Annotated in this window: 20 protein-coding genes; 2 read left to right on the forward strand and 18 right to left on the reverse strand. The window is 65.2% G+C overall.

The window, feature by feature from the left end; all coding sequences use genetic code 11:
- Nucleotides 1–40: 40 nt before the first annotated feature.
- From ABEA43_RS08015 to ABEA43_RS08070, 12 genes are all read right to left on the reverse strand, one after another.
- Complete coding sequence (locus ABEA43_RS08015; protein WP_345559977.1) at nt 41–3,445, reverse strand: hypothetical protein; 3,405 nt, start codon at nt 3,443–3,445, stop codon at nt 41–43.
- 453 nt (nt 3,446–3,898) lie between these two features.
- The gene (locus tag ABEA43_RS08020) at nt 3,899–4,240 is read right to left on the reverse strand and encodes a phage tail assembly protein (protein WP_345559978.1); all 342 of its coding nucleotides are present in this window, start codon (nt 4,238–4,240) and stop codon (nt 3,899–3,901) included.
- Nucleotides 4,241–4,368: 128 nt separating this feature from the next.
- The gene (locus ABEA43_RS08025; protein ID WP_345559979.1) at nt 4,369–5,220 is read right to left on the reverse strand and encodes an IPT/TIG domain-containing protein; all 852 of its coding nucleotides are present in this window, start codon (nt 5,218–5,220) and stop codon (nt 4,369–4,371) included.
- Between the two features lie 70 nt (nt 5,221–5,290).
- The gene (locus ABEA43_RS08030; protein WP_345559980.1) at nt 5,291–5,731 is read right to left on the reverse strand and encodes a hypothetical protein; all 441 of its coding nucleotides are present in this window, start codon (nt 5,729–5,731) and stop codon (nt 5,291–5,293) included.
- A 3-nt stretch (nt 5,732–5,734) separates the two neighbouring features.
- Nucleotides 5,735–6,328, reverse strand: coding sequence for a hypothetical protein (locus ABEA43_RS08035; RefSeq protein WP_345559981.1), 594 nt, complete (start codon nt 6,326–6,328; stop codon nt 5,735–5,737).
- On the reverse strand, nt 6,325–6,618 hold the full coding sequence (locus ABEA43_RS08040) for a DUF5403 family protein (protein WP_345559982.1): 294 nt from the start codon (nt 6,616–6,618) through the stop codon (nt 6,325–6,327). Before ABEA43_RS08040 ends, ABEA43_RS08035 begins: the two co-directional genes overlap by 4 nt.
- Complete coding sequence (locus ABEA43_RS08045; RefSeq protein ID WP_345559983.1) at nt 6,615–6,983, reverse strand: hypothetical protein; 369 nt, start codon at nt 6,981–6,983, stop codon at nt 6,615–6,617. Before ABEA43_RS08045 ends, ABEA43_RS08040 begins: the two co-directional genes overlap by 4 nt.
- Nucleotides 6,980–7,357 carry a hypothetical protein gene (locus ABEA43_RS08050; protein WP_345559984.1) on the reverse strand — a complete coding sequence of 126 codons (378 nt, stop codon included), beginning with the start codon at nt 7,355–7,357 and terminating at the stop codon, nt 6,980–6,982. Before ABEA43_RS08050 ends, ABEA43_RS08045 begins: the two co-directional genes overlap by 4 nt.
- A gap of 64 nt (nt 7,358–7,421) precedes the next feature.
- Nucleotides 7,422–8,435 (reverse strand): major capsid protein, encoded by a 1,014-nt coding sequence (locus ABEA43_RS08055; RefSeq protein ID WP_345559985.1) that lies wholly within the window; start codon nt 8,433–8,435, stop codon nt 7,422–7,424.
- 79 nt (nt 8,436–8,514) lie between these two features.
- The gene (locus ABEA43_RS08060) at nt 8,515–9,123 is read right to left on the reverse strand and encodes a hypothetical protein (protein WP_345559986.1); all 609 of its coding nucleotides are present in this window, start codon (nt 9,121–9,123) and stop codon (nt 8,515–8,517) included.
- 87 nt (nt 9,124–9,210) lie between these two features.
- Entirely contained in the window at nt 9,211–10,698 is a 1,488-nt protein-coding gene (locus ABEA43_RS08065; RefSeq protein ID WP_345559987.1) for a phage portal protein, read from the reverse strand.
- A gap of 14 nt (nt 10,699–10,712) precedes the next feature.
- On the reverse strand, nt 10,713–12,299 hold the full coding sequence (locus ABEA43_RS08070) for a hypothetical protein (RefSeq protein ID WP_345559988.1): 1,587 nt from the start codon (nt 12,297–12,299) through the stop codon (nt 10,713–10,715).
- 338 nt (nt 12,300–12,637) lie between these two features.
- Here ABEA43_RS08070 and ABEA43_RS08075 point away from each other — a divergent pair, with 338 nt between their 5' ends.
- Complete coding sequence (locus ABEA43_RS08075; protein ID WP_345559989.1) at nt 12,638–12,850, forward strand: hypothetical protein; 213 nt, start codon at nt 12,638–12,640, stop codon at nt 12,848–12,850.
- 12 nt (nt 12,851–12,862) lie between these two features.
- On the opposite strand, the gene ABEA43_RS08080 is transcribed toward ABEA43_RS08075, so the two are convergent.
- Entirely contained in the window at nt 12,863–13,291 is a 429-nt protein-coding gene (locus tag ABEA43_RS08080) for a phage terminase small subunit (RefSeq protein ID WP_345559990.1), read from the reverse strand.
- 1 nt (nt 13,292) lies between these two features.
- Nucleotides 13,293–13,430: a hypothetical protein gene (locus tag ABEA43_RS08085; RefSeq protein ID WP_345559991.1), complete on the reverse strand. Its 138-nt coding sequence runs from the start codon at nt 13,428–13,430 to the stop codon at nt 13,293–13,295.
- Nucleotides 13,431–13,660: 230 nt separating this feature from the next.
- Here ABEA43_RS08085 and ABEA43_RS08090 point away from each other — a divergent pair, with 230 nt between their 5' ends.
- Nucleotides 13,661–13,825: a hypothetical protein gene (locus tag ABEA43_RS08090; RefSeq protein WP_345559992.1), complete on the forward strand. Its 165-nt coding sequence runs from the start codon at nt 13,661–13,663 to the stop codon at nt 13,823–13,825.
- Nucleotides 13,826–13,865: 40 nt separating this feature from the next.
- Here ABEA43_RS08090 and ABEA43_RS08095 read toward each other — a convergent pair whose 3' ends face one another.
- The 4 genes from ABEA43_RS08095 to ABEA43_RS08105 all read right to left on the reverse strand — a co-directional run bounded on the left by ABEA43_RS08095 (nt 13,866) and on the right by ABEA43_RS08105 (nt 16,600).
- Complete coding sequence (locus tag ABEA43_RS08095) at nt 13,866–14,282, reverse strand: CHAP domain-containing protein (protein ID WP_345559993.1); 417 nt, start codon at nt 14,280–14,282, stop codon at nt 13,866–13,868.
- Nucleotides 14,283–14,361: 79 nt separating this feature from the next.
- Nucleotides 14,362–14,649, reverse strand: coding sequence for a hypothetical protein (locus ABEA43_RS08100; RefSeq protein WP_345559994.1), 288 nt, complete (start codon nt 14,647–14,649; stop codon nt 14,362–14,364).
- Entirely contained in the window at nt 14,646–14,978 is a 333-nt protein-coding gene (locus ABEA43_RS68125) for an HNH endonuclease (RefSeq protein WP_425570202.1), read from the reverse strand. The genes ABEA43_RS08100 and ABEA43_RS68125 overlap by 4 nt, the downstream gene beginning before the upstream one ends.
- 380 nt (nt 14,979–15,358) lie before the next feature.
- Nucleotides 15,359–16,600 (reverse strand): tyrosine-type recombinase/integrase, encoded by a 1,242-nt coding sequence (locus ABEA43_RS08105; protein WP_345559995.1) that lies wholly within the window; start codon nt 16,598–16,600, stop codon nt 15,359–15,361.
- Nucleotides 16,601–16,695: the final 95 nt, after the last annotated feature.

The following is a 16,695-nucleotide window of genomic DNA, read 5'->3' on the forward strand; positions in this document are numbered from 1 at the left end:
GCCGGGAGGGTGTGACCGGGGCCCTGATCGTGGGGGCGGATTACTCGTAGAGTGCGTCGGCGTAGGAGAGCTGCTTGCGCAACTGCGCCTCGGTCGGCACGTTCGGAGCCGCGTGGACCGTGATGTTGTAGACCTTGGTCACGCCGTTCGAGCCGGAGGCTTCGACGGCATCCCGAGCCCGGAGGCCGCGCGAGTAGGTGACCATGCTGTCCGACAGGTCCGAGACCGCCTGGCTGGCCAGGAGGCTTGCGGACGCGAGCATCACGGGGGCCATCATCGCCATCGCAGGCTGGTCAGCCGTCGCCGAGGCCGAAGCCTTGGTCGTCGTCTTGACCACCGTCGTCTGGGTGACGGTCGGGCCCTTGAAGGTGCGGTTCAGGCTGTTCAGCGAAGCGATCATCGACGAGACCGCCGAGGACACCGCTGACTTGGCACTGCTCATCGCGGAGCTGACCGCCGAGACGAACCCGGAGAGTCGGCCTGCGCTGGCCGCCTGTGTGGCCAGGTTCTTGAACTGGGAGACGGAGGAGGAGACGCCCGACTTGATGTTGCTGGTGACCTTGGTCATGGTCGCCTTCACCGCGTCGGCCGTCTTGTCGGCCTTGGCCGCCGCCGCCATCTGGGTCGGGAGCTGCTTGTAGGCGGAGACCGCCTGGGAGACTCCGGACTTGATGTTGGACGCGACCTTGGACATCTGGGCCTGGACGGCAGAGGCGACCGAGGAGTTGGAGGTGACGGCCTGGGCCATCGCCTTGGGCAGCTCGGCGAAAGCCGTCTTGGCCTGGTTCACGCCAGTGGTGATGGCCGTGACCATGCCGGTCATGATCGTGGCCACCTTGCCCTGGATCGGGTCGGCTGCGATGGCCTGCTGCATGGCCTGCGGCAGCTTGGCGAACGCCTGACCACCGGCCGTCGCCTTGGCGTCGATGATCGTGTTCATCGCGTCGAGGCGAGCGCCCATCTCCTCCGGCGTCTTGGCCGTGTTGATGATCTGCTGCATCAGTCCGGGCAGCTTCTGGAAGCTGGACTGTGCGGCGTCAACGCCCTTCTGGACCGCCTGGGAGGTGGCGTCCATCTTGACGCCCATGAGGTTGGCGATCTCGGACGTCGAGACCTGGACCCCCATGTCGGCCATGAACTTCTGGACCATGGCCACGGCCTCAGCACCCTTGGTCTGGGTGCTGGTGACCAGCGCGTTCAGGTTCTGGGCGTACGCCTGAGTGTGCTCGTCGCCCTTGGCCTGCGTGGTGGCGATGATCTTTGCCCAGTCGGCCTGCCACTGAGCGTCCACCTTGCCGCCCGAGGACACCCACTGCTGGAACATCGTGTTCAGGTCGGTGGCCAGCCCCTGGTTGAGGGCAGCGGTGCCGGCCTTCATCGTGCCCTGCATGCTGGTGAAGGTGGCCTGCCAGTCGGCGTTGAGCTTCTGGCCCGCAGTGGCGGCCCCGGTGAGGAGGGCGGACCAGGTGGCCTTGCCCTGCTCCAGGGCGACCATGCCCTTCTCATGGACCTTGTCGTAGGAGGCGGTGACCTGGTCGAGAAGTGCTGGCGTCATGGACGCGGTCTTCTGGACGGCTGCGCCGAACTTCTCGGTGGAGGTCTCGGCTTCGCCGAAGATGCCGCTCAGCTTCGACAGCGCCCCGCCTGCGAGCTTGGCGACCGACGCCGCGTACAGCGAGGTCATGTTCGTGATCGTCGTCAGGGCCGACTGGAATCCGGGGTCGGAGACCACCTCGGCGAACTGGCGGATCGCGAAGGCCGCCGTGTTGATCACGGACGGTGCCATGCTGGCGAATGCTGAGGCCACCTGCTCGATCGAGGGTGCGAGTTCAACCATGGCGTCCACCACGGCCTGGGCCGCAGCCTGGTAGGTGGCCGAGTTGGAGGAGAAGGCGTCAAACAGCCGCTGAGCTGCGGTGGCGATCCCGTCGATGAGTCCCGGCGCGAAGGACGCGAAGGTTCCCATCAGGTTGGCGATCGACGGTGCGAGCTTCAGGGCCGCATTCGCGATCGACTGGAATCCGGCCTGGAAGGCAGGCGCCCAGCTCGACAGGCTGGCGAAGAACGACCCGAAGGCCGTCCCGAGGGTGCCCAGGCTCTTGGAGATCCCCTGGAAGAAGCCGGAGGAGTTGAGGTTGGACAGGGCGGTGTTGAGCCCGCCGAGGGCGTTCGTCGCGAAGGACAGGACGCCCTGGGTCAGTGGCTTGACCGCCTGTGCGCTCTGGTCGAAGGCCGTACGCAGTGCGTTGTAGAGCGGTGTCCCCTGCTGGAGGCTGGAGTTCAGCGTCTTCATCGCCCCGGACAGGGCGTTGACCATGGGGGTAGCCGTCTGGGCGATGGCCGACCGGACGGTGTCTCCGAGCTTGGAGAACTCGGCCTTCAGCTTCTCGTTGTGGCTGATCAGCGAGGCTGCGATTCCGGCGAAGATGACCGGCACCGCCACCAGGGCGGCCACACCGATGACCACCGAGCCGATCGCCACGGCCGCCGCCAGAGCGGCGGTCACGACCGAGCCCAGCAACGTGATCAACGACGTGAAGACGAAGAACATCGTCGCGATCTGGGCTATCCCGGCGACCACTCCGGCGATGGATGAGGTCATGGAGCCGATCGACTGGTTGGCCGAGTTCGCCGTGCTGGACAGGCCAGAGAAGGCCGATGACCCGGCCCGCCCCATGCCGCCGAACATCGAGGTGATTGTGCCGATGGACGACATGACGGCCCCGATGGCAGTGCCGGCCCCGCTCAAAGCGCCGGAGATCACCGAGCCGAAGCGGCTCATGCTCGACTGATCGACGTCAACCTTGATCCGCTTGGTCTCGGTGGCAGCGATCCGCTTGAGCTTGGCCTCGGCCCTGGCCGCGTCAGCCTCGACCTTGATCCGGACCTTCTCGTCGTTGATCTCCTTGATGCGGGCGGTGGCCCGCTTGACCCCGTCGTCCAGTTCCTGGCCGACCTTGGAGAAGGAGTCCCCCAGGGAGTGGGTCCACTTCTGGACGTCGGCGAGGTTGCCCTCATCGACGTTGACCGACAGGGTGACCTTGCGGTCCTTGGAGATGACGTCGAGCCGGGTCTTGGCCGCCTTGTCATCGAGGGAGACCTTGACCTGCTTGATGGACTCCTTGTCCAGGCTGTCGAGTCGCCGGGTGGCCTCGTTGCCGAGCACGCGGAGCTGGACGGTGGCGCTGCGGGAGCGGGCGGTCTTCTTGATCTCGGCGTCCGCCTTGGCGGTGTCCGCCTCGACCTTGATCTTCAGGTCGCGGTTGCGCAGCGCCTTCTTCAGCTCGGCGTTGAACTTGGAGAGATCGGCCTCGACGGCGATCTCGATCTTCTCCTTGGACCACCGGGCGAGAGTGGCCTTCAGCCGCTTGTCGAACTCGCTGGTGTCCGGGACGACCTTGACTCCGACGCGCCCGACTTCCTTGCGCGCGGGACTCCCCGCCATATGTGTTCCTCCATCCGGGTCAGGGACGAGGAGGAGGAAGACGGATCTTCGAGCCTGGCCCTAGCACTGGCGCAGGGGCGTCCTCGCCCCGCAGTCGGGCAAGCAGTGGGTTGGGCTTCTTGGGCTCCTCCTCGGTCTTCACGCCGGGGCGTGGGTGAGGAGGCAGGGGCTTGACCTTCTTCGGCTTCTCGGCGTGCGAGACCTGGTACAGGTAGGTCAGGCCGTTGATCGCGTCGTAGACGTTCGCCAGGGCGTAGGTCTGAGGACCCCAGCCGGCGAATTCAGGGCCGCCGCGGAGTGCCGTGACGAAGGCCGAATCGAACGGGAGCTGCCTGATGAGCGAGAAAGCGATGGTGGGAGAGAGCTGGCCGCGACACAGGTCACGCAGGTCCAGTTGGTAGAACCTGCGGAAGTCAGCGACCAGCTCGTCACCGTAGCTATCAATCAGCTCGATCAGGCGGAGGCTTCCCCCGCGTCGGAGCCCTTCATCCAGGCGTCGAACACGCGGGTGCGGATCTGGGGCGGCAGGTCGCCGAGAGAGTCCTTGAGCGCCTGCTTCTTGTCCGCCGCAGCGATCAGCATGGCGTCGATGGCCTCGATCTTGGCGAAGGTGTCAGCGTCGTCATCGCCAACCTTCTCCAGCAGGGTCTGGACGACCTTCAGCTCGTCCTTGCCGAGCAGCAGGATGGGGCGCAGAACGACGGTCGTACCGTCCTTGGCGATGAAGTGGAGGCCGTTCTCCTCCAGCTCGCGCTCAACGTCAGCGATCAGGTCGTCGTACTTCAGAACAGCCACGGGGCACTCCTTCAGGGACGGGAATGTGGGAATGTGAAAGCCCCGCTGGATGCGCCATTCCCGAGCACACCCAGCGGGGCGGTTTAGTTACCAGCCTTATGAATCAGGGCATGGCAAAAGTGGAAGGATCAGGCGGCCTGGTCGATCGTGAACGCCTGGCCGGCGGACTCGCCGAAGTTGGTCTCGACCTTGACCTGCACCGCCAGGTCGCCGCCCTCGACCGGGTCGGGGACCGTGACCGTGAGCTGAGTGCCGGTCGGCGTGGTGACCACGTCGGTGCCCTCGTAGATGCCGAACCAGACCGTGATCGGAGCCGTCAGGTTGGTGCCGGTCAGCGTCACCTGGGTACCGGGAGCGGCCTGAGCCGGGTTGATCGCGGACAGGGTGGGCGGGCTGATCTCAACCGCCTTGCCCCACATGACCGGGCTGATCTCGCCCAGGCCGTTGGTGCCGCCCAGGACGGTCGCCACGACCTGCATCTCGGTGAGAGCGGCCGGGTCGTACACGACGCCCTCGCCACCGATCAGGGAGACCCGCTCGTAGTACTCGACCACGTGACGGTCGCCGTCTACGGCGACGATCAGCATGGCGCGGGTGCTCGAAGACGGGACGTTCGGGATCACGAACGAGCCGTCAGCGGTCACGGAGCCGCCGCCGTAGTAGAGCTTGTAGGTGTCCACAGTGAAGTCGGCCAGCGCCAGCGTCACGGTGTAGACCTTGGGCGGGTTGGTCGTCCGCAGAGACGGGTTCTGCCAGGTGCCCAGCACCTCGGGGTCATCGCCCTCGGACTCGTGGGAGATGCCGTTCTCCAGCGAGGTGTTGCCGATCGACACCCAGGAGGCACCGATGCTCTCGCGCAGGGTGCGCAGGTTGCGGATGTCCAGCGGCAGCGTCGGCTTGGGAGTCGACTCGGGGGCGACGAAGACGTAGCCCGTGTTCGGGACGAGGACAGGGTCTCGGGTCAGGTACGTGGGAGCCATCGGGGCTACCAACCTCCTATATGAGGGCAGGCGGAAAGAAAGAAGAAAGAAGGGGGCAGCAGGGGAGGGGTCAGCGCAGAGCGCGGACGGAGATTTGGTAGGTCCCCTGGAACATGAAGGTGTCGCCGTGCTTGCTGCTCAGGCCGTCGTAGACGAGGCTCGGAGCGTTGACCTCGCGCAGTCCGAACAGGTAGCCGGCCTCTTGGGGGGCCTCGTAGCGGTAGCCCTCACGGCTGGCCTGCGACATCGAAGCGCCAGCCCGGCGAGCCAGCAGCGAAGCCTCCCCACGCTGGTGGGCGAAAGCCTCGACCTCGAAGTAGCAGACCGCGTACAGGTGCGGGTAGCGCGAAGCGCCACCACCGGTGGCCCTGACCACGAGGAAGGACTGCTTGTCCCACTCCTTGGGGGCCTGGCTGTAGACGCGCGAGCGTCCGTTCGTCACCAGGTCGGGCATGTAGTGCTCCAGCGCCGAAATGATGACCTTCTCGGGATCAGGGATCAGTGCCGTCACCTCTCACGGGGTCTCGGGGAAGATCGGCAGGATGACGTCACCGCCGAGGCGTAGGGCGTGGCCGAGGTCGCGGTAGGTCATGCGGAAGAACCCGTTGTCCCCGTAGTCGGGGCCTCGGGAGTTGGCGAAGACGAACCGCTGCTCGGCCGGTTCCCAACCGACCAGCTCGACCTCGTGACCGCCCTTTGAGTGGCCCGTGTAGGGCACCAGGGCGTCAGCGCGAGGGTCCTCACAGCCGGTCAGCCAGGGGAAGCCAACGACGCACGGGCCGAACTGGAGCGCTCGCAGCGCCCCTTGAAGGCTGCGGGTGTACCAGTACGACCGGATGTGGCCGAGCTGCTTGGCCGCCTCGACCACGGCCGTACCGGATGAGCCTGTGTCTTGCTCGGGGTACTCGCCGGGCCAGATGTCGAGCCGTGTCGCCAGGGCGTACAGCTCCAGCGCCAGCTCCTCGCCGACGTCAGAGCGGCCGGTGCGGTTGAGCCCGTCCGTGCCGATGACACCGGCCATCGCGTGGCCTGTGCAGGAGCCGATGCCGCCCTGGTCGGTGATCGGAGATCGTCGCTGCCACCTGATCGGAGTCAGGTAGACGCTCACAGGCTCCGCATCGCCTTCTCGATGACGTGGCTGCCGGGGATGTCCCTGTCGGCCCAGTTGTTGTGGTGGCCGAAGTTGTAGGGAATGGCGCCGGGGTCGGACAGGCCGAACCAGGCGTCCTTGGAGCCCAGAGAATGAGCCTCGACGCTTCCGGCCATCGCCCCCGTCTGGGAGTTGATGGCCTTCCTCAGCAGGCGAGCACCCCTGTGGGCGGTCTTGACGACCTCGGCGTGGACGCCGGGCAGACCGGCCACGATCTCGTTGCAGTCGGGGTGGACCCAGTAGCTCACGCCGCGTCCCCCTTCAGCTCGCACAAGACGGTGACGAAGTCCACGCGCCTGGTGCGCCAGCGGCGAGGGTGGTCCACGACGGTCCACAACTGGCCCTGGGCCTCGATGCGGGACCACTCGCCGAAGTCCTTCAGCGTCTTGGTGAGCTTGACGACGATGGTGATGCGGGCGGTATCGGCCCAGCCCTGCTGGGCTGCGCGGGAGTTGACCGCCCAGCCGGCCCCTGCGAAGCCGGTCGGCAAGACGAACGCCTTGACCTCGATGAACTTGGAGCCGGCCACCGGGCTCTGACCGCCGCCGTACCCGTCATCGACCCATTGGGCCTCGAAGATGCGGATCGTCTCGTTGGCCTTGTCCAGGATCACGCTGTGCTCCCCGGCTCGGGGATGTAGCGGGAGATGATCTGGATGGAGCCCAGTCCGGACTTCCAGCGGAACGGCCGAAGGGCGTCCTTGGCGTCGCGGCTCAGGACGACGACAGCCCCGCCGTAGGCGTAGGCCGTGGACAGGTCACCGATCCTGTCCGATGCAACACCGGGGTCGGTGTTGAGATACCGGATCACCTCCAGGCAGGCGACCGCCCTCACGGCGGCCGGAGGGGTGGATGTGGTGTAGGTGCGCCCCAGGTAGGACTCCACCAGCGCGGTGACGTCTCCGACGAAGGCGTTGACACGGTCGAGCTGCTCGTCCTCGTACGTCTGCCCGGTGCGAGCTTCGATGTCGGTAACCGTCATCAGCATGCGGACCCCTTTCGGGCATGGCGAAGCCCCCGGCCGATCAGGACCGGGGGCTCAGCGAGAGGGGTCAGGCAGCGGGCTTGCCGATGACGATCTCGTGGGGGGCGATGACCTTTGCGTCGTAGTGGATACGCGCCTTCACGGCCTCGGTGAAGCTGTCCTCGGGCTCGTAGAGCTTGACGTCCACGTTGGGGACGACCGCAGCCACCGAGTTGCGGGTGCCCAGGATCATGTCAACGCTGCGGGCAGCGTCGTGCGAGCCCGTGACCTGCGCCTGCTTGCCCCGGCGCGCGACGCGCGGGCCGACCGTGTTGGACACGATGACCGGGACACCGGCGATGGAGCCGATGAAGCCGTTGACCATGATCGGCGCGCCGCCCCAGTGGCTCGCGTCGATGAACTCCTTGACCTTCAGCAGCTCGGTCTTGACGTTGGTACCGACCAGCAGGAAGCGCTCGGCCTCGCTGTTGGCGTCGTCCAGCATCGCGATCATGTCCACGATCTGGTTGTAGCGGGCAGCCGTGCCGGTACTCAGCTCGACGGTCTCGACCAGGCCGTGCAGGGCGGCGGTGCCGCCGTCGCTGTTGTAGTCCTTGCCCAGGCCGGAGTCCACGGCCGTCTCGATGGACGCCTGGACGATGGCCGTGGCCACCAGGGCATCCAGGGCCAGGGCCGTCTTGCGGGCCCGCTGGCGGACCAGCTCGTCCATCAGGGTGATGCCGGACTTGGTCTGGAGCTGGTGGAGGTTGTCCACCTCGAAGTTGAAGGACGAACCGCGAGCGACCTGCATCTTGATGTACTCAAGCTGCGCGCGGTCGCGCGTACCGATGGTGCCGTAGGCCGGAACCACGCCCTTGTCCTGGACGGTGTCCACGAAGTGCGGGATGCGGATCTGGTCGCCCTCGCGCTTGAACTCGCCCTCGTAGGCGTTGGTCCCGAAGAGGTTGCCGAGGACGAGCTGGTCCTCGGTGTCGGTCAGGAGCTGGGCGGAGAACAGCTCCGGGATGAAGACGCCGTTGGTGCCGTTGGTCAGGCGTGCGCCGGAGTCCTTGTACGTGCCGTCGGTGAAGCTGGTGGGCAAGGCGGGTTCCTCACTGGTTCAGGGCATGCAAAAGGCCCCCGGCGCGATGCCGAGGGCCTGAGCTGTGCGAAGGGGGTTGTTAGATTTCGCCGCGAGTCAGCGCATCCAGCCGGCCGTCCTTCTTGGCCTGGGCGATCTCACGGGCGGACATCCGTTTGAGGTCGGCCCTGGTGAGCTGGCCGGGGGCACGCTGATCGCTCTGCGGTCCAATCCCGAGGCCCTGAGCGAAGCGGGGCTCCTTGGGGCCAGCGAATTGCGCAGAGAGCTGGGTGACGAAGTCACCGATCGCGGTCTGGTTCACGCCGCCGTCTTCGGCGGCGAACTTGCTGATGTCGATGTGCGACAGCAGGGGCGCGAGGTCTACACCGGCCTTGGCGGCGGCGGCCTCCAGCTTGTCCTGCACACGCTCAGCGGTGACGGATGCCAGCGCCTCCAGGCGGCCCTGTTCCTTGGCGTCGGCGATGGCTCGCTCGGCGTCGGTCATGTTGGCCTGGTTGAGCCGGTCCAGCTCCTCCGAAGCCTTCTTCCAGTTGGCCTCGTGCTTCTTGGAGAAGTGCTGCCACTTCTTCGCCTCGGCCTCCCAGTCCTTCACGCCATCGTTTCCAGCCTCATGTATCTGGGCAGGGGTGTTGGCGTCGGGGGCCGGGGTGGAGGTGCTGTTCTCGGGCTGCTGGTCGTTCACGTCCATCGACTTGCTGGGTTCCTCTCCATGTCGGATTGAGGGGGGGTGAGAAAGCCCCCCGCCATGTCGGCGGAGGGCTTGGGGTGACACGTCTTAGGCGGCGGCCTTCTGCCGCTCGACCGAAGCGCTCTTGTCCGAGGGCGACTTCGGCTTGGCTTCGCCACGCGCAGGCTGCTGACCGGGCTTCACGGGCTTGCCGGTGGCCATGTCGATGACGGTGGGAGCGTACTTGTCAGCCAGCTCCTTCTCCCGCTTCATCTCCTCTTCGCGCATGGTGTCGAAGCGGGCGATCTGCGTGGGCGTGTAGCCGTACTCCTCCTGGAGCTGCTTGCTCGGAACGTCGAGTTCCTTCATCTTCAGCAGGGCGTCAGCGAGCTGAGCCTTGCTGCGGTACTCGGGGTCGGCCCAGATGACTTCCGCGCTGTACGCCTTGGCCCTGGACATGTCGCCCTTGACCTCGAACGCCAGCCGCAGAGCCTCTTCCCAGGACTCCCCGAAGTGCAGCATCCTCTCCCTGGCCTTGGCCACGAGACCGGCCTCTGCTGCGGTGATGCTCTCGCCGCTCGGCGCTTGGCCGCCGTTCAACAAGAAGTAGTGAAATGGCACGCGCGACTGGCTGGCCATGTGCTGGACCAGCATGTCGATGAGCACCACATAGTTTTTGAGGTCGGCCGCCTCGAACTGGCCCCATTTGGCGTCGGCTGAGTCGAGAGTCAGGATGCGGTCGATGTAGGCCCGGATCATCTGCTGACGAGCCTGCTCCAGCTCAGCGTCCGAGGCGTCGTCCGGAGGTTGTTCGATACCTGCCAAAATTCGCTGCGGGAACGCTGCGAACTCGCTGGCCACCAGCGCGTCGGCCGCCACCTTGTTGATGGCGTCCTGCACCGGCAGGATGTTCGCCAGCTCCGAGAACGGCAGCAGGCTCAGCCTGGTCCGGTTCAGCAACGGGACGACCGGCACCTTGCCCAGCGGGTTCTTCGTGTACTTGGGATCAGCCCACACGCGCCGGTGACCATCGGTGCTGATCAGCTCGCTGGTGTAGACCCCCGCAGGCAGCCACAGGGTGGCGTGCTCGGTGCCCCAGTCGTCGGTGTACTGCTTCAGCGCAGCGGCGCGCTTGCGCCGGCTTCCTGGCTCGTACTGGACGACGACTTCCTCGGCCGACTCCGGAGAGATGAGCGGCATGTCGTCCTCATCGCCCCAGACGACCAGAGCGCTCAGCCCGCCCATCAGGGTGTCGATGTGCGCCGAGTTGGACTCGGCATCCAGGCCGTTGTACTGCCAGATCTCGGTGGCGTCCTTGTCGGCCTCTTCCTCGGGCCCCATCCGGAAGCCCTGAACTCTCAGGCGCTCCGAGATGCTGTCCACGATCAAGGGGCAAAAATTGTCCCGCCAGCCGACGAACAGATCCCCGAAGACCTCGCTGAACTTCTGCTGCGCGTACGACAGCGTCTTGTTCTCGGAGTCGTAGTAGGCCGAGTACTTCCTGACCTCCGCTCGCTGCTTGGACAGCTTGCCTTCAAGCCAGCCGATCCACTCCAGCGGCGATTCGGGGCGGCCCCCCATACGGCCGACAGTCAAGGGGCCTCCTTTGGTTAGTAGCTGCGAAGGCGGGCCTTTCGCCGGACTCGCATGCGTCCGTCAGCGATGGCTTCCGCTCTGGCCTCGTAGGCCAAGACCGCTGCGATGGCGGCGTCGATCTTCTTGCGGGACCTCTTGCTCTCCTTGCGGATGAGCAGGCCCTGCGGGACCTCGTAGGTCACGGCGTTGCCGATGTGGCGGGCCAGGTCCGGGTTGCCGTCGTGGCACACGTCCTCGCCGAGGTGGGCGGCGGTGTGCAGCCGCTCGATCGCCTCGCACATCTGCTTGGCACGCTGCGGCGAGAACTCGAAGACGATGTCCCGGCCGTCCTTGTCCCTCTCCTTGAAGTCCAAGGCCCAGGTGCCGACGACGTTTTGCCAGTACGACGGATCGCAGTAGGCCCACTCGATCCGGTAGGTGTCGCGGGCGGCGCGCATCCGCTTGTCCACCAGGAGGGTGTCCACCTGCCACTCACGCAGCGGGTCGTGCGGGTCCTCGTCCAGATGGATCAGGAACAGCTTGCCGTCCCTCAACCTGCACCCCACGATCGCCGTGGAGTCGGAGTAGAGCGAGCCGTCGAAGCCCACCGCGATCTGATCGCCGGGCTTGATCGGGTCGTTCTCGTCCAGCAGGCCGTCCCAGATGGGACGAGCCATCCAGGTGTCCGCGCTTTCCTGGATCTTGTTCAAATAGAAGCGGTACGCCTGCGAGACGGTGGTCCGTGGGTCCTGGATGGCCTCGATGAGGCCCTGGATGTCCACCCACGTGCTGTCGCCGTACGCCTGCCGTAGGCCCAGCTCAACGGCTTCCAGGTCCTTGAGGTCGATCTCGTCGCTGTCGGCCTCTACACAGTCGTACAGCAGCCTGCCGTCAGGCTTCTTGCGGTACGCCTCGTAGGTGCGCTGAGCGACCGACTCCTCGTTCGGGTTGAAGGCGTTGGTGGACTCGACGATGCGCGAGCCCTGGCCAGCGGTCTTACGGACGTTACGGTCCAGCACCTCGAAGACGGAGATGCCTCCGTTGGAAGACACCCAGTGGTGGGTCTCGTCGAGCACACAGAAGGTGGGCCTCGCGCCCTCCAAGCCCCGCGAGGAGCTGGTGACGGGCTCGATACGACCGGGACGACCGGAGCGGAACTGAATCCGCTCCTTGCCGATCTCGATGTCATAGACCTCTTCAGCCGGCGAGTTCGCCAACATCCCGCGCACCATGTCCCTGGTGTTCGCGGTCTGGTCGATCGAGGTGGCCGCGATCTGGATCAGCGGCAGGCCCACGGCCTTGCCGACCGGGAAGCCGTTCTCGTCGAAGTGGGAGAACCGGCACGGGCCGATGAACTCGATGATGCACAGCGCCGCCAACAGCGGCGTCTTCCCCCATCCCTTCGCACGGCGAAGGCAGGCGGTGTCGTAGAGCCACCGGCCCTTGTCGTCGATGGCGTAGAGCCAGAGGATGTGCCTCTTTTGCTCCACCGTGAACTGCCACGGCTGGCCAGCGTTCTCGCCGTCCGGCTGGACGATGTAGGTCTCAGCCCAGCGAAGGATCTGGTAGCCGAGGCTGCGCTGGGGATGAGGAACCCCATCGGGGAGGTTGCCGGTTTGCATCAGGCACCCCCCGACTGCTGTGAAGTTACGAACCGGAAGACGCGGTTGCTGAAATTGGGTTTCTTAACTCCAAATCGCCGCGAATCGGAGATAGGGGCATATCGGGCAGGTGGGCGTCCCTTAGCATCAGCAATGTGGGAGAGCACCGGCGCCCAGCTAAGGGCGGTGTCCACCTGAGTAGGGAACAGCTGGCATTAGCCAGCGTTCTGAGCTTGGCCGTAGCCACGGGCTCGTTCTCTACGGACGTGATTGGAGTTTTCGGGTCCGCGCCGACTGTCGTAGTTGCCAATCCGACACCGGCAGCGGACACACCCAAACCCTCAAAGAATCGCGCCGAAATGCTTGCTTTTCTTCAGGCGGCGGAAGCCAAGGCTGTTGCGAAGGCGCAGACGGCACAAGCGGAAATCGAGGCGCTGGCCGGGATGGAAGCCCCAGGCCGCCGTGCGGACATCGTGGACCGAATCAAACAACTCAGTGCGCAGAAGTCGCGCTACGAGTCGGAGGCCAGGTACTACCGCCAGGCGGCCAACCAGTTGGCCCCCAGCGAGTGACGGGCATCTCCCTCACGCGCCCCCGAGCTGCCGGTACAGGTCCATGTCCGCCACGTTCTCGGGGAGCTTGTCGGGCGTGGTGTCGCCCTTCTTGGTGTCGGTCTTGTTCATGCGAAGGCGCATCCGGTCGGTGACCGTGGCACCCAGCAGCGACTCGTTCTGCCTGATCTCGGCCAGGGCGTTGTGACCGGGGCGGCGGAAGTACGCCTCAACGAGGGGCGCCAACATCTGAAGACGCATCCAATCGGTCGCCTTGAATGCCTCCGACTGCTCGCTGTCCGCCCAGGTGTCCCACCAGCGCTGCGTGGCCACGCTGTAGCCGTCGCGCTTGAACAGCTTCTTCGTGCGGTCGGGGACGTCCTCGTCTCCCTCCAGATGGCTCAGGTCCACGGCGTTACGCCTGACGGCGTTGTCCTTGGGCGCGGGACCTCTGCCGGCCACCTCAGGTCTCCTCGCCGGCCCCGTAGCGGGCGCGGTGGGAGCGGGGGTCTGGCGACTCCTGCGAGTCCGCGGAGTCCTTGTTCTTCAGCTTGCCCTTGGCGGGCACGTCGGTCACAGCCTTCGCGTGCCGACCGGCCATGCGCATCACCTCCGATGTAGAAGAAAGAAGAAAGCGCGCGGAACCCGCCCTCACGCGCGCCGTGCCAGCCCCACCGGCTCGAAGCGCGGTTCTTGCTGGAAGCCCCCATCAGTCAGATGCTCTGACCTGTATTGATATCTCTCTGTATCCAGTAGTTACGTTCTGTGATGGCGCAAGTGGCAACCGTTAGGAGTAACCCAAGTTCGCCACACAGATGGGAGAACACACCAATGCGCCGCATCTCGATCGTGGTCGCGACCATGTTCACTACCACGACCCTGGTCTCGGCCTCAGTCGCAGCTCAGCCTCTGCCTCTGAACCCGGACGAACTGGTGCAAAGCATCCTGCAAGAGACCGCGATCTGCACAATCATCGACGGTGTGCTTACCTGCTGAACTTAGCCACGAATCTGGGACCCGCTCCGCCGAATGCTGGTTAGGCCCAGTAGCCGTAGCCGACGATGGAACTCGACCGCGGTACGCGGGCCACCGCGTTGCTGTGGTTGCCCTCGATGGCCACGATCGAGCCGTTGGCATTGACCTTCTCGACGATGCCGACGTGGTCGATACCGGAGCGGCTCTTGCCGCCCGACCAGTCATAGAAGACCATCGCGCCGACCTTCGGCTTGGTGCCCCACTTGCCCTTGGCCGCGTACCAGTTGGCCCATCCGACCGTCCAGGCGTCGGTGCCGGTCTTGGACCGCACCCCTGCCTCATCGGCAGCCCAGACGAGGAAGATGGCGCACCAGGCGACGCTCAGGAACTCCGAGCCCTTGCCCAGGTCGTTGGCGTACCACCGGGTGTACTTGTTCGGCCGACCAGAAGTCCCGATCTCGCCTGCGGCGATCTTCAAGACCTTGGCAACCTGGGTTGCCGAAGACGGAGGCTTCGGCTTGACCGTGACCTTCGGGGTCGGCTTCGGCGACGCGGTCTTAGGCGGGGTCGCCTTCGGTGTCGCGCTGGTAGTCGGTGAAGCAGAAGTAGTTGAACGCGCAGTTGTCGGCCAGGCACTCGGCTTCGGGGTCGTCCCACCGTGCGCACTTGAGGACGAACGAGTTGGTGTCTTCCGGTGAGTCGAACTGCTCGAACTCGGGCTCAGGGCCACGCTCGACGAGGGCGTCAAAGGCGGGGTCGCCTTCACCACGAAGGAAGCAAGGAGTGGGACAAGTGCCGCAGAAGCCCCCAGGGCTACACGACGTGGTGTGATGTTCATTTCTCATGGGTGACGCGCCCTCCCCCGCGCGGCCTCCTTCCGAGACTTGATGGTGTGGCAGGCATCGCAGATGCAGGCCAGGTTGGACAGGTCCCACGAGCCGCCTTCGGCGACGGGGACGACATGGTCAACGATTCGGCCTGGGCCGCTGCACAGGTAGCAGCGCTCCCGGTCTCGGCGACGGGCTTGCCGGATCAGTGAGGCGGCGTTCGCCGGCCTCGTCCGGTTCCTCGGACTGGTGACAGCCCAGGGCTGGTAGTGGGTGTCGCATCGACCGGCCTTGGAGGCCGGTTTTCGACAACCTGACTCCAGGCACTTCTTAGGTGCTCGGGGCATCCCACCTCCTGGAGCGGAGCGATTCAGGAGGTGACCCTGGGGGAGTAAGAAGTAAGTACTAGGTGGCCTCCCGAGGCCACCGACAGGAGAACTAGATCTACTGACTGAGTAGGTAGTCAGTAGTTGACCTGGCCCTCAAGGGCCGGTTACCAGCACTAAGTAGGTAAGTAAGGGGTGGTAGCCCACCCCCCTTACCCCCCTCCCAAGAGGGGAGAGAGCAGGGACGCGCTCGTTCCAGCGCCGCCCTCTTGCCCCCTCTGCACCCGTATATAGGTGCGCATTTCCCAGATCCGTGCAGACCACCTCGTGTGATGTGCGTCACACGCCTTGGACATGCGAAAGGCAGGGCGGTGGAGTGCCGCCCTGCCCTTAGTGGATCATCACATGCGGGGCTTCCAGTCGGGGAAGATCTCGGCCCTGACCATCTCCAGAGCCTTCAAGATCTCCTGCTTGGTGGTTTTCGAGTAGGCGTCGGTCACGTTCGTGCTGTGACCGAGAACGTCCCGGCGCACCCTCCTGGGGATGCCGAGGCCATCGGCAATGGTGGCCCAGGATCGCCGTAGCCCGTGTGTTCCCATCGTGGGAAATCCGAACTTGACCGCCATGTCGTTCACGCGCCCAGATACCGTCAGAGGTAGCAGGTGGGTACCTGGAGTCCAGTTGATGTCGTTACGCCGCCATCGGGGGCGTGTGAATATCCAGTTCTCGGGCTCCCAGGTGTCAAAGCGGCCCTTCTCCGCATCCTGGACCTCCTTGTGCTCCTGAAGTGCTTCGAGCATCATCGGGTCCAAAATCACCTTGCGCCGCTTACCGTTCTTCGGGCTTGGAGAGATCACCAGATGCCCGCGCGCCCAGGTGATGTTCTTGCGCAGCCGGATGGTGCTCTGGGCAAGGTTCAGACTCTCCCATTGCATCCCGAGAGCTTCGCCCCTTCGCACAGCGTTCAGCACGATGGCGAGGTACATCGCGCGGTACGTGTAGGGCTGGGCGTCAATGAACGTCCTAATCTGCTCAGGTGTCCATACAGGGCCTCGCCTGAAAAGCTCGTCGTCCAACGCGTCTTCCTCGTCCAGCTCGATCTCTTCCTCGTCGTCGTAGACATCGTCGAAGACGTTTTGCAGGACGACCCTGCGAGCGCTGACGGCGCGGATGGGATTTCCCACCCGGACGCCGCAGGCGGTCACGTACTCGAAGGCGGCCGAGACGGTGGTGACCACATTGAGCATCGTGCTACGTCGCAAGGGGCGCTGAATCAGATCGTCTTTCAGCCAGCGCAGTGCGTCGGCCTGGGTGACAGCGGAAACCTTCATGCCTGCGAACCAGTCCGGCAGTCGCTTCAGGTCGTCGAGATGGTTGCGAACCGTTGACTGCTTGAGTGCGGCCTGCTTGGTGCGCAGGACGATAGCTTCTCCCAGAGTCGTGTTACTGGTGACGATTCCGAGAAGGAGTTCGACATTCTGGCTCTTGCGCCACTCCTTGGCTTCCTCCTCGGTGTCGAAGGAGGCGGTAGGGCGAATCTCCTTACCCGTCAGAGGGTCGAGCGCGGGTGGCATCTGTACTCGCCACCTAGCGCCAGCCTTAGTCTGATAGGTGGTGATGCTGCCTCTAAGCTTGCTACTCACCGTGACTCCTCTCGAACAGCGGATCGAGGGGGCGGGGTCCGTGGTGAACATGGAGTGCACATGGCCTAGCCGGTCGCCAGGCTGCTACCCCAGGT

The sequence above is a fragment of the Nonomuraea rosea genome (assembly GCF_039539705.1).
Lineage (GTDB): Bacteria > Actinomycetota > Actinomycetes > Streptosporangiales > Streptosporangiaceae > Nonomuraea > Nonomuraea rosea.

What these genes read in the sequence shown, in the direction of transcription:
- ABEA43_RS08070 (WP_345559988.1), bottom strand. Translation starts at nt 12,299, where the DNA reads ATGCAAACCGGCAACCTCCCCGATGGGGTTCCTCATCCCCAGCGCAGC.
- ABEA43_RS08025 (WP_345559979.1), bottom strand. Translation starts at nt 5,220, where the DNA reads ATGGCTCCCACGTACCTGACCCGAGACCCTGTCCTCGTCCCGAACACG.
- ABEA43_RS08015 (WP_345559977.1), bottom strand. Translation starts at nt 3,445, where the DNA reads ATGGCGGGGAGTCCCGCGCGCAAGGAAGTCGGGCGCGTCGGAGTCAAG.
- ABEA43_RS08050 (WP_345559984.1), bottom strand. Translation starts at nt 7,357, where the DNA reads ATGCTGATGACGGTTACCGACATCGAAGCTCGCACCGGGCAGACGTAC.
- ABEA43_RS08100 (WP_345559994.1), bottom strand. Translation starts at nt 14,649, where the DNA reads ATGAGAAATGAACATCACACCACGTCGTGTAGCCCTGGGGGCTTCTGC.
- ABEA43_RS08075 (WP_345559989.1), top strand. Translation starts at nt 12,638, where the DNA reads ATGCTTGCTTTTCTTCAGGCGGCGGAAGCCAAGGCTGTTGCGAAGGCG.
- ABEA43_RS08085 (WP_345559991.1), bottom strand. Translation starts at nt 13,430, where the DNA reads ATGGCCGGTCGGCACGCGAAGGCTGTGACCGACGTGCCCGCCAAGGGC.
- ABEA43_RS08090 (WP_345559992.1), top strand. Translation starts at nt 13,661, where the DNA reads ATGCGCCGCATCTCGATCGTGGTCGCGACCATGTTCACTACCACGACC.
- ABEA43_RS08060 (WP_345559986.1), bottom strand. Translation starts at nt 9,123, where the DNA reads ATGGACGTGAACGACCAGCAGCCCGAGAACAGCACCTCCACCCCGGCC.
- ABEA43_RS68125 (WP_425570202.1), bottom strand. Translation starts at nt 14,978, where the DNA reads ATGCCCCGAGCACCTAAGAAGTGCCTGGAGTCAGGTTGTCGAAAACCG.